The sequence below is a fragment of the Ammoniphilus resinae genome, assembly GCF_017873965.1.
GTDB classification, from domain to species: domain Bacteria; phylum Bacillota; class Bacilli; order Aneurinibacillales; family RAOX-1; genus Ammoniphilus_A; species Ammoniphilus_A resinae.
The window spans coordinates 91067-106324 of the sequence record NZ_JAGGKT010000007.1; the positions used below are offsets into that span (position 1 = coordinate 91067).

At 43.0% G+C, this 15258-nt stretch carries 14 protein-coding genes; 13 read left to right on the forward strand and 1 reads right to left on the reverse strand.

Features of this window, described 5'->3' with window-relative positions; genetic code table 11:
- The first annotated feature begins 11 nt into the window (after nt 1–11).
- Genes J2Z37_RS12760 through J2Z37_RS12770 form a run of 3 tightly spaced genes read left to right on the forward strand, consistent with a single transcriptional unit; the run spans nt 12 to nt 2257 of the window.
- Nucleotides 12–989 (forward strand): gluconeogenesis factor YvcK family protein, encoded by a 978-nt coding sequence (locus tag J2Z37_RS12760; protein ID WP_209810652.1) that lies wholly within the window; start codon nt 12–14, stop codon nt 987–989.
- A gap of 10 nt (nt 990–999) precedes the next feature.
- The gene (whiA, locus tag J2Z37_RS12765; protein WP_209810777.1) at nt 1000–1941 is read left to right on the forward strand and encodes a DNA-binding protein WhiA; all 942 of its coding nucleotides are present in this window, start codon (nt 1000–1002) and stop codon (nt 1939–1941) included.
- Between the two features lie 58 nt (nt 1942–1999).
- Complete coding sequence (locus J2Z37_RS12770; RefSeq protein WP_209810653.1) at nt 2000–2257, forward strand: HPr family phosphocarrier protein; 258 nt, start codon at nt 2000–2002, stop codon at nt 2255–2257.
- Between the two features lie 58 nt (nt 2258–2315).
- On the opposite strand, the gene clpP is transcribed toward J2Z37_RS12770, so the two are convergent.
- Entirely contained in the window at nt 2316–2912 is a 597-nt protein-coding gene (clpP, locus tag J2Z37_RS12775; protein WP_209810654.1) for an ATP-dependent Clp endopeptidase proteolytic subunit ClpP, read from the reverse strand.
- A gap of 491 nt (nt 2913–3403) precedes the next feature.
- On the opposite strand from clpP, the gene rpoN reads away from it, so the two are divergent.
- The 10 genes from rpoN to rnr all read left to right on the forward strand — a co-directional run bounded on the left by rpoN (nt 3404) and on the right by rnr (nt 15203).
- The gene (gene rpoN, locus J2Z37_RS12780; protein ID WP_209810655.1) at nt 3404–4780 is read left to right on the forward strand and encodes an RNA polymerase factor sigma-54; all 1377 of its coding nucleotides are present in this window, start codon (nt 3404–3406) and stop codon (nt 4778–4780) included.
- Nucleotides 4781–4791: 11 nt separating this feature from the next.
- Nucleotides 4792–5067, forward strand: a complete 276-nt coding sequence (locus tag J2Z37_RS12785) for a glutaredoxin family protein (protein WP_209810656.1) — start codon at nt 4792–4794, stop codon at nt 5065–5067.
- Between the two features lie 565 nt (nt 5068–5632).
- Nucleotides 5633–6637, forward strand: a complete 1005-nt coding sequence (gene gap, locus J2Z37_RS12790; RefSeq protein ID WP_209810657.1) for a type I glyceraldehyde-3-phosphate dehydrogenase — start codon at nt 5633–5635, stop codon at nt 6635–6637.
- Between the two features lie 97 nt (nt 6638–6734).
- Nucleotides 6735–7916, forward strand: a complete 1182-nt coding sequence (locus J2Z37_RS12795) for a phosphoglycerate kinase (RefSeq protein ID WP_209810658.1) — start codon at nt 6735–6737, stop codon at nt 7914–7916.
- Nucleotides 7917–7936: 20 nt separating this feature from the next.
- Entirely contained in the window at nt 7937–8689 is a 753-nt protein-coding gene (gene tpiA / locus J2Z37_RS12800) for a triose-phosphate isomerase (protein ID WP_209810659.1), read from the forward strand.
- Nucleotides 8682–10220 carry a 2,3-bisphosphoglycerate-independent phosphoglycerate mutase gene (gene gpmI / locus J2Z37_RS12805; protein WP_209810660.1) on the forward strand — a complete coding sequence of 513 codons (1539 nt, stop codon included), beginning with the start codon at nt 8682–8684 and terminating at the stop codon, nt 10218–10220. Before tpiA ends, gpmI begins: the two co-directional genes overlap by 8 nt.
- A 16-nt stretch (nt 10221–10236) precedes the next feature.
- Complete coding sequence (gene eno / locus J2Z37_RS12810; RefSeq protein ID WP_209810661.1) at nt 10237–11523, forward strand: phosphopyruvate hydratase; 1287 nt, start codon at nt 10237–10239, stop codon at nt 11521–11523.
- A 171-nt stretch (nt 11524–11694) separates the two neighbouring features.
- A complete protein-coding gene (gene secG, locus J2Z37_RS12815) occupies nt 11695–11928 on the forward strand; it encodes a preprotein translocase subunit SecG (protein ID WP_209810662.1) in 234 nt (77 codons plus the stop codon).
- Nucleotides 11929–12081: 153 nt separating this feature from the next.
- On the forward strand, nt 12082–12840 hold the full coding sequence (locus J2Z37_RS12820; protein WP_209810663.1) for an alpha/beta hydrolase: 759 nt from the start codon (nt 12082–12084) through the stop codon (nt 12838–12840).
- Between the two features lie 56 nt (nt 12841–12896).
- Nucleotides 12897–15203, forward strand: coding sequence for a ribonuclease R (rnr, locus tag J2Z37_RS12825; protein ID WP_342453823.1), 2307 nt, complete (start codon nt 12897–12899; stop codon nt 15201–15203).
- Nucleotides 15204–15258 lie beyond the last annotated feature (55 nt).

Genomic DNA, 15258 nt, shown 5'->3' on the forward strand with positions numbered 1-15258 from the left:
GTGTAGGGTTCATGAGCAACTCAGAACTAAGCGCGGATCGGCACCATCACAAGGTCGTTGTCATCGGTGGAGGAACTGGTCTATCCGTTCTGTTGCGCGGCTTGAAAGAAAAACCATTTGATATCACCGCAATCGTGACGGTTGCGGATGACGGGGGAAGTTCAGGACGGCTACGCGAAGAAATGTCAATGCCGCCGCCAGGTGATATTCGCAACGTGATTGTGGCTCTTGCTGACACGGAACCATTATTGGCTCGTTTGTTCCAATACCGTTTTTCCCAGGGGATTGGATTAGCGGGTCATAGTTTAGGCAACTTGTTTATTGCAGCAATGAAAGAAATTACCGGTGATTTTGTTACAGCAATTAAAGAAATTAGTCGAGTATTAGCTGTAAGAGGGCAGGTGCTTCCGGCAGCCAATCAAGCGATCATTCTGAAAGCAGAGATGACCGATGGGACCATTGTCTCAGGCGAATCCCAAATCCCTCGTACAGGGAAAAAGATTAAAAGGGTATTTCTAGAACCAAAGGATGTGCAACCTTTGGATGAAGCGATCAGGGCTTTGCAGGAGGCCGAGTTGATCTTACTCGGACCAGGAAGCTTATTTACGAGCATACTGCCAAATCTTTTAGTGCCGGGAATCTCTAAAGCCATCAAAGAATCCGCAGCAAAAAAGATGTATATTTGCAATGTAATGACACAGCCAGGGGAAACCGATTTTTATACTGTTACAGATCATGTACAGGCGATATATAATCATGTGGGGGCTGACTTGTTTCAAACCATTCTTGTCAACAATGCCTGGATAGCAGACGATGTCCGGGATCAATATATGGAACAAGGGGCAGCGCCGGTAAAATATGACCGGGACCGCCTGGAGAAATTTGGTTTTGATATTATTGAGGATCATTTTATAGTTTATGAAACTTACTTGCGCCACGATGCTAGAAAAATTGGCGACGCCATTCAAAAACTTTTGAATGATAAATGAGGTGGGAATGTTGTCTTTTGCGGCTTTAACCAAGAAGGAATTGACGCAGGTAGAGAATAATTCATGCTGTGATCTGGCGGAGATGGCGGCCTTAATTCGAATGAACGGAACGGTTCAATTCGGAAGTAATCGATTTATTCTCGACATTGTCACAGAAAATGCGGCCATTGCCCGCAGAATCTATTCCCTGGTGAAAAAACATTTTAAGGTGCATGCAGAACTGCTGGTGCGTAAAAAGATGCGCCTGAAAAAAAATAATGTGTATATCGTACGTTTACCTCAACAAGTTAAAGATATCTTGGAAAGTTTGTCTATTTATCAGGATGGAACGTTTATTCGAGGGATTCCGAAGGAAACAATAAAAAAAGCCTGCTGTAAACGGGCCTATTTAAGAGGGGCCTTTCTAGCAGGGGGATCTGTCAACCATCCAGAATCCAATAGTTATCATTTAGAGATTTCTTCCTCCTATCAGGAGCATTGTGAGGATTTAAATAAATTGGCCAACACCTTCAAGCTTAATGCACGCTGCATTGAGCGAAAGAAGGGATATGTGATGTATATTAAGGAGAGTGAAAAAATCACTGAATTTTTAAGTGTGATAGGGGCCCACCAAGCTCTCTTGTATTTTGAAGATGTACGAATTGTCAAGGATATGCGCAATTCCGTCAATCGCCTAGTCAATTGCGAAACGGCAAATCTAAATAAAACGGTCAGTGCCGCGATCCGAACGATTGAGAATATTAAGCTAATTGAACGGGAGATCGGATTGGATCAATTGCCTGATCGGCTCCGTGAGGTTGCAGAGGCAAGAATGAAGCATGCCGACTTAAACCTGTCTGAATTAGGGGAGATCCTCCCCAGCGGAAAGGTTAGTAAATCGGGAATTAACCACCGCTTAAGGAAAATCAACGAGATCGCAGAAAAACTTCAAGGAAAAGACAGAAATTCTTAATCAATACATGCTATAATGAAGTATAATTAGTTCGATGATCGAATTGGAGGTCATATCATTGGTTCGTGAACAGGTTATTGTAAATTTGAAGACAGGATTACAGGCTCGCCCTGCTGCCTTTTTTGTACAGGAAGCCAATCGCTACTCTTCCGAAATATTTGTGGAAAAAGACAATAAAAAAGTGAACGCAAAAAGCATAATGGGAATTATGAGTTTGGCCGTTGGAAGCGGATCCACCATTACTATCTCCGCTGATGGGCCAGATGCTTCTGAGGCAGTTTCAAATCTGAAAGCGCTTGTAGAAAAGGAAGATTAAGTAGCTCTCAAGCGAAGAAAAGCCGATCGCCTATTTTTAAGCGATCGGCTTTTTCTTTTTATTCATTGTTTTTCTGTTCAATTCTTTGAATGACATTGTCAATTAAACCGTATTCCTTGGCTTCCTGAGCGCTCATAAAATTGTCCCGATCGGTATCGCGTTCCACTTTTTCTAATGGTTGTCCAGTTCTCTCCGCCATGATCGAGTTGAGATGATCTCTCATTCTGAGAATACGCTTGGCGCTGATTTCAATATCTGTCGCTTGTCCTTGGGCACCACCCAGTGGTTGGTGAATCATGACCTCGCTATTTGGTAAGGCATATCGTTTCCCTTTGGCACCTGCGCAGAGAAGAAAGGCTCCCATACTTGCTGCCATTCCAATGCAAATAGTAGAAACATCTGGTTTAATGAACTGCATCGTATCATAAATAGCCATACCTGCTGTAATCGACCCACCGGGACTATTAATATAAATATTAATGTCCTTATCTGGATCTTCCGCAGCTAAAAATAGTAATTGCGCAACCACACTGTTTGCGACTTGATCATTAATCGCAGTCCCTAAGAAGATAATGCGATCTTTAAGCAAACGGGAATAAATATCATAAGCTCTTTCACCACGGTTCGTTTGTTCGATGACTGTAGGTACTAACATATCTTTTCCCCCTCTCAATATCCATAGATTACCTGTACAGTTTAATACTACACTAAAGGTCAACAAAGGTCAAATAAGATAATTCCTTACTATACATTGTAGTCTATTTCTATGGAATTTTATACCTGAACAAAAAAATTCCACCGGCCATAGGCTCGGTGGGATTGATAGGAGTGGAGAGAAACCTGAACAATGGTATCAGGATTAACTTAAGTATAATAAAAGAAGAAAGCGTTTTCAATATATTACGAAAAATTTTTCAGCAGGAATTGTTTCTGTACTTTTCAACTTCGATTCATTAAAAAATAGACTCGCAACATCTTCTTGTTGCAAGTCCAAGTAAAAATATCAAGGGGGTCACAAAAAGTGCATGACCTCTTATTATATTAAAGCGTTTAAGTGATAAAATCAAGACTAAAATTGGAATTGTATAAATTTATTGAAGGAACTAAAATAGAGAGTAAGAAGAAATATGTCTAAGGGGGGATTTCATGCAAATCGGTTATGGACTACACCAGGAACAAACCATGAAGTTGGTGATGACACCGGAATTAAGACAAGCCATTACAATTTTGCAGCTATCAGCCCTAGATCTTTTAGAATATTTGAATGGAGAATTAAATGAAAATCCGGTCATCGAACCGTTGGATCTAGAATTCAATCGTCAGGAGAAGAAGCAACCGGAAGATCCTCTTTCAGAACTTCAGTGGAAAGAATCTATTCAGGATCGCGGTTACGAATACCCCCATACAATTACCCGTTCAGGTGAAAGTGAATCTAATACCCTCGATTGGATTGCCCGAAATGACATCTCGCTGGAGAAACACCTGCTTGAGCAGCTATCCTTTCTGCGAAATCTGCCTGAAATCATTCGAATTCTTTCTCGTTTCCTCATTGGAAATTTAGATGAGAACGGTTATTTAGATATACAATTGGAAGAAACAGCAAAACAATTCAACGTCGATCCGGAATGGCTCGAGCAAGCACTAATCGTTGTTCAAGGGTTAGAGCCGAGAGGGGTAGGGGCACGCAATTTAAAAGAATGTCTGATAATCCAGTTGGAATATGCGGGGAAGAAGGATAGTGTTGCTTTTACCATTGTGGAGAATTATCTGCATGAGCTGGCAGAGGGGAAGGTAAGCAAGATTGCTGCGGAGATGCAAATCAAGCCGCGAGAGGTTCAGGAAGCCGTGGATTATATCCGCACCTTGAATCCGCGTCCCGGTGCCTTTTACCATCAACAGCAGGCACGATATATCATACCCGATGTGACCGTGAAAAAGGTGAATGATCATTATGTTATCCTGGTCAACGAATCCGTCACACCGAGGATTACCATTAGCAAACAGTATGAGAAGATGATGCACCTGGATGCAGAAACCAAAAAATACGTTCATAATAAAATGAACTCTGCATTATGGTTAATTAAAAGCATTGAGCAGCGACGGACGACGATTTATAAGGTAACAGAGGCTATCGTTCAAGCCCAAATTGATTTTTTTGAAAAAGGATTAACCTATCTTAAACCGATGACACTAAAAGAAATTGCGGAAACGGTTGGACTCCATGAGTCAACAATCAGTAGGGCTACCAATAATAAGTATGTTCAGACACCAAGAGGATTGTTTGAATTGAAATATTTTTTCTCCTCTGCATTAACCACTTCGACTGGCGAGTCAGCCTCATCAGAGAGCGTAAAGATGAAATTAAAGGAGTTCATTGAAAAAGAGGATCGCTCAAAGCCGTTATCTGATCAAAAATTAAGCGATATGTTTCAGCAAATGGGGATTACTGTCTCCCGGCGGACGGTGGCAAAGTACAGAGAAGAAATCAACATCCCCTCATCCGCAAAAAGAAAACGTTATTAGGAGTCGAAATGATGGAACAGGAAATTAGGCCTTTTCGTATCACCCTGTATACGAAGGAACGCTGTAGTCTATGTGACGACGTAAAGGAGCGGGTAAACCGTGTAGCTAAAGACATCCCGCTTCAGCTGGAATTGTTTGATATCACCACCGATGAAGCCATTTTTGAGAAATATAAATGGTTGATTCCGGTGGTCCACATTGATGGAGAAGAAGTCTTTGTTTCAAAAATGGCCGAACTATGGTTGAGAAGAGAATTAGATAAACGTAGAGATCTGAAGAGTGAATGACCTGGGAACAAAAGGCTGTCGATTCAATTTGGATTAAGGGGAGTGCGAATTCGGACTGAAACTTTAAAATGATGCCAGCCTTGGTCCGAATCGAACCGAATAGGGACAGGTGCACCCCTTTCTACGTGAAACCTGTCTCAATTCCGAGGGAATAGGGACAGCTGCACCTCATTCATACTGAAGCCTGTCTCAATTCCGAGGGAATAGGGACAGCTGCAACTCATTTAACCCGAAGCCTGTCTCAATTCAGAGCGAATCAAGACAGGGCAACGCCCTTCACCCCAAAACCTGTCCCAATCCAGACCTAATAGGGACAGCTCGCACCCCATACCACCCGCAACCTGTCCGAATTATTGTCTTTTCACCTTCCTGTATTGACAAAAATGGAAAGATCTGCGTACAATGAAGTTACCGGGACGTAAAAGATATTATATGGACTATAATTGTCCCGATATAATCAGGTGACTTCTCTTTGAATGTGGATGATGCACCTGATTCATACTAAAACTAGGCATTGCTCCGTGACTTGGTAAATTAGCCTTTTTATAATTAAGGAGGATTAAATATGGTTAAAGTTGGAATTAATGGGTTCGGTAGAATTGGAAGAAATGTTTTTCGCGCTGCGTTAAACAATCCTGAAGTGGATATCGTTGCGGTCAATGATTTAACTGACTCCAAATCTCTAGCACACCTTCTGAAATACGACAGTGTTCATGGAAAACTTGATGCGACAGTAGAAGCAGGAGAAGGCTTTATCACGGTCAACGGAAAAGAAATTAAGGTTCTTGCAGAACGTGATCCGGCCAAACTTCCATGGGGAGACTTGGGTGTGGAGATTGTGGTGGAATCCACCGGACGGTTTACCAAACGTGAAGACGCATCAAAACATCTCGAAGGCGGAGCGAAAAAGGTTATCATTTCTGCTCCAGGAAACAATGAAGATATTACGGTTGTAATGGGAGTCAATGAGGATAAATATGAGCCAGCCAGCCATCACGTTATTTCCAATGCCTCTTGTACAACCAATTGTTTAGCACCTTATGCAAAAGTGCTAAACGATACATTCGGGATTCGCCGCGGATTAATGACCACGGTACACTCCTATACAAATGACCAGCAAATCCTTGATTTGCCTCATAAAGATCTGCGTCGTGCACGGGCAGCCGCAGAAAATATTATTCCGACAACAACAGGTGCTGCCAAAGCTGTCGGCCTCGTTCTGCCGGAATTAAAAGGAAAATTAAACGGATTTGCGATGAGGGTTCCGACCCCCAATGTATCGGTGGTTGACTTAGTAGCAGAATTGGATCGCGATACGACAGCAGAAGAAATTAATCAAGTGTTGAGAAAAGCAGCAGAAGGGCCTCTCAAAGGGATTCTGGGCTATTCAGAAGAACCTTTAGTATCCGGGGATTACAACGGGGATGCTCATTCTTCTACGATTGACGCGCTATCTACAATGGTGCTGGAAGGGAACATGGTTAAAGTTGTTTCCTGGTATGATAACGAATGGGGATATTCTAATCGAGTAGTGGATTTGGCGGCATATATTGCCAAACGTGGTCTATAAAAGTAAAATGATAACGATGTGCTAAAGGGAGAAATCATTGATTCTCCCTTTTCGGTATGATGAGCCCATGAAGGGTAAATTAGGAGGTTCTTGTTGCATGCCTAAGAAAACCATACGTGATGTGGATGTTCAGGGGAAAAGAGTATTCTGCCGGGTAGACTTCAATGTACCCATGAATGGGCAGGAAATTACAGATGATACAAGGATCCGTGCAGCCATCCCTACGATTCAGTATTTGGTTCAACAGGGAGCCAAAGTCATTCTGGCTAGTCATTTGGGCAGACCCAAGGGAAAGGTAGTCGAAGAATTAAGACTAACACCTGTTTCCACCCATTTAAGCCAGCTTCTCAATCAGGAGGTTAAACAAGCCACTGAGGTAGTAGGAGATAAGGTGACAGATCAGGTCAATGGACTAAAACCCGGTGAGATTTTACTTTTGGAAAATGTGCGTTTTGAGCCTGGCGAAGAGAAAAATTCACCTGAATTAGCCAAGCAAATAGCTGCCCTTGCTGACATGTTTGTCAATGATGCATTTGGAGCGGCCCATCGTGCCCATGCCTCGACAGAAGGAATTGGACACTACATTCCTGGAGTTGCCGGATTTTTAATGGAGAAAGAATTGGCTTTTCTTGGTGATGCCTTAGCGAAACCAGAACGGCCTTTCACGGCGATTATCGGCGGGGCCAAAGTGAAGGATAAGATTGGGGTCATTGAAAGCCTTTTGGAAAAAGTGGACAATCTAATTATTGGCGGCGGACTCGCAAACACCTTCATTAAAGCCCAAGGCTATGATGTAGGGGCTTCCTTATTGGAAGAGGATAAAGTCGAGCTTGCTGCATCTTTTATTGAAAAAGCCAAACAGCGCGGCGTCAATTTTTGCATTCCAACTGATGTTGTCGTGGCTGACAAATTTGCTAATGATGCCGAGACAAAGGTTGTCTCTGTAAAGGATATTCCCGCAGGTTGGCAAGCGCTCGATATTGGACCGGAAACGGTAAAAGCTGACCAACAGGTGATTGCAAATTCCAAGACAGTGGTTTGGAACGGGCCAATGGGCGTATTCGAAATGGAGACGTTCATGAAAGGTACCGAGGCCATTGCCCAGGCCATGGTCAAGGTACAAGGGACAACAATCATCGGCGGAGGAGATTCTGTGGCAGCTGTGGAAAAGGCAGGAGTAGCGGAGAAAATGTCGCATATATCCACTGGCGGCGGTGCTTCCTTGGAGTTTATGGAGGGTAAGCAGCTTCCGGGTGTGACGATTTTACAGGATAAATAAATCATCGAAAAGGTGATGAAATGAGAATACCAATCATTGCAGGAAACTGGAAGATGTTTAAGACTGTTGCCGAAGCTAAAGATTTTGCAACGGCCTTACCGGCCATAGAAAAAGGGGTTGAAGCTGTCGTTTGTGTACCTTTTACTGCTCTTTCTTCGGTTGGAGAGATTTTATCCAGGAAAAATGTGTCACTAGGTGCACAGAATGTTCATTGGGAAGAAGAAGGTGCGTTTACGGGTGAAATCAGCCCTTTAATGCTGAAAGAACTCGGTGTAAAATATGCCATTATTGGGCATTCCGAACGGCGTGCCTACTTTAATGAAACAAATGAGACCGTGAATTTGCGAATCAAAGCCGCTTTAAAACACGGCATTCATCCTATCGTTTGTGTGGGAGAGGATTTGCAGCAAAGGGAAACAGGTCAGACCAAAGCTGTAGTCAAGGAGCAAATGGAAGCGGCGATGCAGGGAATATCCCAGGAAGATTTGTTTAAATTCGTGATTGCCTACGAACCGATTTGGGCAATTGGGACAGGGAAAACCTCCTCTGCGGAAGACGCAAACGAAGTCATTGGATACATAAGGCAACTGATTGCAGACCAGTTTGATCAGAATACTGCCATTCAGGTTCGCATCCAATATGGAGGAAGTGTCAAACCCGAGAACATTGCAGGTTTCATGGACCAGCCAGATATTGATGGGGCTCTTGTCGGCGGGGCAAGTCTAAAGCCTGATTCGTTTGCTGCTCTTTTGAAAGGAGCTCGTCATGAATAGACCAAAACCAGTCGCACTGATCATTATGGATGGATTCGCCATCCGGAACGAAACTATAGGAAATGCGGTAGCCCAAGCGAAAAAGCCGAATTTTGACCGCTTAAGAAAACAGTTTCCACATACCCTTTTAGGAGCAAGTGGAGAATCTGTTGGGTTGCCAGATGGGCAGATGGGTAACTCCGAGGTTGGCCATCTAAATCTGGGTGCAGGAAGGATCGTCTATCAGGAATTAACTCGGATTTCAAAGGAAATTCGTGAGGGATCTTTCTTTCAAAATGAAACTTTTCTCAATGCAATTCAACATGTAAAACAACATCAGTCCAAGCTTCATTTGTATGGATTATTTTCAGATGGTGGGGTTCATAGCCATATTAAACATCTTTTTGCTTTATTGGAATTGGCGAAGATGGAAAACCTGGATCAGGTTTATATCCATGCCTTTCTTGATGGCAGAGACGTAGCCCCTAACAGCGCGGTAAAATTTATCGAAGAAACGAACCAAAAGATGGAGCAGCTCGGGATTGGAAAATTTGCGACTGTGCAAGGGCGGTATTATGCCATGGATCGGGACAAGCGTTGGGAACGGACTGAAAAGTCTTATCGGGCTATGGTATATGGGGAAGGACCCGGGTATCAAAATCCGTTGGATGCGGTTAAAGAGTCCTATGAAAAGAGCGTGTACGACGAATTCATTATGCCCACTGTGATCGTGGATGAAGTCGGTCATCCAAACGGTCTCGTGGAAGATCACGACGCGGTGATCTTTTTCAACTTCCGCCCAGACCGCGCCATTCAGCTATCTCAAGCCTTTACAAATGAAGATTTCCGTGAATTTGAACGAGGAGAAAAAGCACCTAAGGATCTGTATTATGTCTGCTTGACTAAATTCAGCGAGAGTGTCGATGGATATATAGCTTATAAACCAACGAATCTGGATAATACCCTAGGAGAGGTTTTGCAGCAAAATGGCATGAAGCAGTTAAGGATTGCGGAGACGGAGAAATACCCACACGTGACGTTCTTCTTCAGTGGCGGACGGGAGAAGGAGTTTGAAGGGGAGACTAGGGTTTTAATCAGCTCCCCGAAGGACGTTGCGACCTATGACCTAAAACCGGAAATGAGCGCTTATCAAGTAACGGAAGCAGTCCTGGCCGAGTTGGATAAGAATCTGCACGATGTGATCATCCTTAATTTCGCGAACTGTGATATGGTGGGACATTCCGGGAAAATGGAACCGACAATCAAAGCAGTTGAAACAGTTGACGAATGTATGGGGAAGTTTGTGGATGCGATCTTGGAAAAAGGTGGAGTTGCTCTTGTTACTGCTGATCATGGCAATGCGGATTGGATGATTGATGAAAATGGTCATCCAATTACCTCACATAGTACGTATCCGGTTCCCTTTATTTTAACCAAAGAGGGAGTCGAACTACGAGAAGGCGGGGTTCTTGCGGATATTTCTCCAACCATTTTGAAATTATTAGGGGTCGAACAACCACAAGAGATGACCGGTAAACCATTATATAAATAAAGGAGTGTCAGAGAGAATGACAATCATATCAGATATTTATGCTAGAGAGGTTTTAGATTCCCGCGGGAATCCCACAGTAGAAGTTGAGGTTTATCTTGAGTCGGGAGGATTCGGCCGGGCTATTGTCCCTTCAGGAGCATCAACAGGTGCATATGAAGCGGTTGAGCTAAGAGACCAAGATTCTGCGCGTTATTTAGGAAAAGGGGTTTTAAAGGCTGTTGAAAATGTGAACGAAATTATCGCCCCTGAAATTATCGGCTTGGATGCCTTAGACCAGATTGGAATCGATCAACTGATGATTGACCTTGACGGTACTCCTAATAAGGAAAAGCTTGGCGCAAATGCCATTCTAGGGGTTTCTATGGCTGTTGCCCGTGCGGCTGCAGATGCATTGGATATTCCTTTGTATGTCTACCTTGGTGGGTTTAATGCAAAGCAATTGCCTGTTCCAATGATGAATATCTTAAATGGCGGAAAGCACGCGGATAACAATGTAGATATCCAAGAGTTTATGGTCATGCCTGTAGGCGCCGCGAACTTTACTGAAGCTTTGCGCACAGGAGCAGAAATCTTCCATCAATTAAAAACGGTTCTGAAGAGTAAGGGATTGAACACTGCAGTAGGAGATGAGGGGGGATTCGCCCCGAATCTAAAATCGAATGAAGAAGCCTTGCAAACGATCATGGAGGCTATTAAAAAAGCGGGCTATGAACCTGGGAAAGATGTTTTTCTCGCACTCGACGTTGCTTCTACCGAAATTTATAAAGACGGGGTTTATCACTTAGAAGGTGAAGGTTTAACCAAAACAACCGAAGAAATGATTGAATACCTGTCTATGCTTGTAGACAAATACCCCATAATTTCTGTTGAAGATGGACTAGCAGAGGATGATTGGGATGGCTGGAAGAAATTGACCGAGCGAATCGGCAGCAAGGTGCAATTAGTTGGGGATGATCTCTTTGTCACCAATACTGAGCGACTATCACGCGGAATTGAAAGTGGAACGGCCAATTCAATTCTTGTAAAGGTAAACCAAATTGGAACCTTAACTGAAACCTTTGATGCTATTGAAATGGCGAAGCGTGCCGGATATACTGCGGTTATTTCCCACCGTTCGGGAGAAACAGAGGATGCTACGATTGCCGATATTGCGGTCGCAACCAATGCTGGACAAATCAAAACTGGAGCTCCATCTAGAACAGATCGGGTTGCCAAGTACAATCAACTGTTAAGAATCGAGGACGAACTTGGCGCATTGAGTCAATACGGCGGCTTGAAATCTTTCTACAATATTAAGCGATAAATAGGTTGATGAGAGGAGAATGCGACCGTGCATTCTTCTCTTTTTCTTGCCGAATAGGTTCTTTTGTGATACATTACTAAAGAGTAAACTTGTACTAATTGCCGTTAACCATGGCTTGTACGGGGATATTTATGTCAGGAAGAAGTACAGGCTTTAATGGAGGTGGAATGATTGACTTTATTTCTGAAAATCCTTCTTGTTATTTTTAGTATCGGACTAATCTTAGTCATTTTGTTACAATCCGGAAAGAGTGCAGGATTATCCGGTTCCATTGCCGGTGGAGCCGAGCAGATGATGGGAAAGCAGAAAGCCCGTGGAATTGACGCGTTTTTGAATAAATTGACGATTTTCATCGCAGTAGGATTTATGATTTCGGCGATGGCTGTCGCTTTCTTCATGAGATAAGTAAAGCTATACCGATGCACAAAACCAGTGGAATTCCACTGGTTTTTTTGCATTTCTATCGGCCGCACACAGGAATGTCTATTTGATAATATTATACTGCATGAAAAATATGGTAAAATAGAGAAGTTGATTAGAGGGCGAGGAGGCATGCAGATGGCTAAAATGATTCCAACTCCTGTTTTCTGGAAAGGGAAGGGAAAAAGGGCAGTCCTTTTGATTCATGGTTTTACTGGTTCTACATTGGAAGTCATGCCATTAGCTTCTCACTTTCAAAGACTTGATTATCATGTGGCAGCACCCTTGCTAGCTGGGCACGGAACTTCTCCTGAAGAATTACACAAAACTTCAAGGGAAGATTGGTTTCATTCCGTCGTAACAGCCTATCAAAAGCTAATGGCTTGGGATCCAACGGAAGTTTATGTGATTGGACATTCGATGGGAGGCCTGCTGGCTATTCAATTGGCTTCTCTTTACTCGATAAAAGCACTTGCTACACTGAGTACACCGATTTTTGTTCGTGATCAGCGAATAAAGTATGTTGGATTCCTTAAATATATTTTGTCCTATTCAAAACGGTCAAAGGAAAAACCAGCACATATTGAAGAACATATTTTTCCCTACCAAAGAACACCGCTGGCTAGTGTCCATCAGTTGTCTCTTCTCATTAAAGAGGTAAAGGCTCTTTTATCGTCGATCCAATCCCCTATCTTTATTGCCCAGAGTGGACAGGATGAAACAGTTGATCCATCAAGTGCAGATTATATCTTTCGGGAAATCGGGTCAAACTATAAAGAGAAAATCCTGTATCCGAAATCTACACATATTATTACCTTCGACATCGAGCGAGAAAAGCTATGTAAGGATTTAACAAATTTTATACAGAATATATCGGATGCTAAGGAGGGAAGATAGCTCCCTCTTTTTTTTCCATTCGGGAAGAAGTCTAATTTAAAAGGAGAAATTCACAGGTGGTTACAGAAGAAAAAGTAATTCAATTTATGCAAGAAAAGGCTTATCATCCAATGACGGTTCAAGAATTAGAAGAAGCTTTTGAAGTTTCTTCAGCGGACGCTTTTAAAGATTTTGTGAAATTGCTTAACATCTTGGAAGAGCAAGGGAAAGTGATTCGCACGCGGTCAAACCGTTATGGGGTACCGGAAAGAATGAATTTAATTCGCGGAAAAATCCAGGGGAATGCAAAGGGATTTGGGTTTTTGTTGCCTGACGATAAAGGATTAGATGATGTGTTTATACCGGAACATGATTTAAATGGTGCTCTGCATGGAGACATCGTCATTTGCCGGACTAATCCTAAAAGCAAAGGATCACGTTTGGAAGGAGAGGTCATTCGGGTTGTTCAGCGAAGTAAGCATCGTTTCGTTGGGACTTATACCGATCAAAAGAATTACGGCTTTGTTGTTGTTGATGACAAGCGCATGTCTAAGGATATTTTTATTCCAAAAGGAATGAACGGTGGGGCTGTGGACGGGCATAAGGTTATCGCCGAAATTGTTCAGTTTTCAGAGGGAGGACGGGCAAACCCGGAGGGCAAAGTTGTACAAATTATTGGTCACAAGAACGATCCGGGTGTTGACATACTTTCCATTATACATAAGTATGAGCTTCCGGAAGGATTCGATGATCATGTACTGCAGCAAGCAGAGGATGTACCGGAAACGATTTCCGACGAAGAAATAAAAGGTCGACGGGATTTGCGTGACCGTGTAATGGTAACTATTGACGGGGCAGATGCAAAGGATTTGGATGATGCGGTTTCCTTAGAACTGCTGGACAACGGCAATTACCAGTTGGGAGTTCATATTGCCGATGTGAGCTATTATGTCAGAGAAGGATCACCAATTGACCAGGAAGCTTTTAATCGCGGAACCAGTGTATATCTGGTAGACCGTGTGATCCCGATGATCCCCCATCGCCTTTCCAATGGGATTTGCAGCTTGAATCCGCAGGTTGACCGTCTAGCGATGACGTGTGAAATGGAATTGGACCAGGAAGCGAAAGTCGTCCGATACGATCTCTTTACCAGTGTAATTAAAACGAATGAACGAATGACATATACTGATGTCTTTAAAATCCTCGAAGAAAAGGACGAAGCCTTAATCGAACGATATCATGAGCTGGTTCCAATGTTTGAAATGATGAAAGAACTTGCCTTGAAATTGCGTAACAAACGGATGGAACGAGGCGCGATTGATTTTGATTTTCACGAATCGAAAATTCTAGTCAATGACGAAGGCAAGCCGACAGATGTGATCTTGCGCGACCGAACCATCGCGGAACAGATTATCGAAGAGTTTATGCTCGCTGCAAATGAGACCGTTGCGGAACATTTCCATTGGATGAATCAACCTTTTATCTACCGAATTCATGAAGAACCTGATGAAGGAAAGCTGCATAAATTTCTGGAGTTTATCACAAATTTCGGATATGTAGTGAAAGGTACAGCAAATACGATTCATCCGCGTGCCTTACAATTGTTGCTGGAACAGGTACGGGATACTCCGGAAGAAACAGTGATCAGCAAAGTGTTGTTGCGTTCCATGAAGCAAGCGAAATATGATGCCACAAATATTGGACATTTTGGACTAGCATCCGATTATTATACTCATTTTACCTCCCCCATCCGGCGGTATCCAGACCTGATCGTTCATCGATTGCTTCGTGAATGGATTGAACTTGGGCCAATTGATGAGGAAAGAAGGGAAAAGTGGAAGGATCTGCTTCCCGATATAGCTCGGCATACCTCTGAACAGGAGCGGGTTGCGGTTGATGCTGAAAGGGAAACGGATGACCTGAAAAAGGCCGAATTTATGGCTGATAAAATTGGTCAAGAATTTGAAGGAATGGTTAGCAGTGTGACCAATTTCGGGATGTTTATTGAATTGCCAAACACCATTGAAGGCCTTGTTCATATGAGTTATCTTACGGATGACTATTATCATTATAATGAAAGGATCTATGCTCTTGTTGGTGAGCGAACGAAGAAGACCTATCGCATTGGGGATCTGGTAAAGGTTCGTGTGGTAAACGTCAATAAAGATGAACACTCGGTTGATTTTGAAGTTGTGGGCATGGCGAAAAAAGCAGAACGAAAAGCGAAGAAAGCCCCGATCGTGATCGAAGGGGGAAAAAGAGAAAAGCCTAAAAAGTTGCCGAAAATGCAAAAAGAAAAAGGGAAGGAGCCTTTCTGGAAGGGTGCCGCAAAAAATAGCCAAAAGCCTGGGAAAGGAAAGGCGAAGAAGAAAAAGAAAAGATGATCCCAATGTAGCGCGCTTGCTGATTTGCGGCAGGCGTGTTTCTTTTACAGCTTTC

Coding starts and splice junctions, on each gene's coding strand:
- J2Z37_RS12760 (WP_209810652.1), top strand. CDS start 12: ATGAGCAACTCAGAACTAAGCGCGGATCGGCACCATCACAAGGTCGTT.
- clpP (WP_209810654.1), bottom strand. CDS start 2,912: ATGTTAGTACCTACAGTCATCGAACAAACGAACCGTGGTGAAAGAGCT.
- rpoN (WP_209810655.1), top strand. CDS start 3,404: ATGCAAATCGGTTATGGACTACACCAGGAACAAACCATGAAGTTGGTG.
- J2Z37_RS12785 (WP_209810656.1), top strand. CDS start 4,792: ATGGAACAGGAAATTAGGCCTTTTCGTATCACCCTGTATACGAAGGAA.
- gap (WP_209810657.1), top strand. CDS start 5,633: ATGGTTAAAGTTGGAATTAATGGGTTCGGTAGAATTGGAAGAAATGTT.
- J2Z37_RS12795 (WP_209810658.1), top strand. CDS start 6,735: ATGCCTAAGAAAACCATACGTGATGTGGATGTTCAGGGGAAAAGAGTA.
- tpiA (WP_209810659.1), top strand. CDS start 7,937: ATGAGAATACCAATCATTGCAGGAAACTGGAAGATGTTTAAGACTGTT.
- gpmI (WP_209810660.1), top strand. CDS start 8,682: ATGAATAGACCAAAACCAGTCGCACTGATCATTATGGATGGATTCGCC.
- eno (WP_209810661.1), top strand. CDS start 10,237: ATGACAATCATATCAGATATTTATGCTAGAGAGGTTTTAGATTCCCGC.
- J2Z37_RS12820 (WP_209810663.1), top strand. CDS start 12,082: ATGGCTAAAATGATTCCAACTCCTGTTTTCTGGAAAGGGAAGGGAAAA.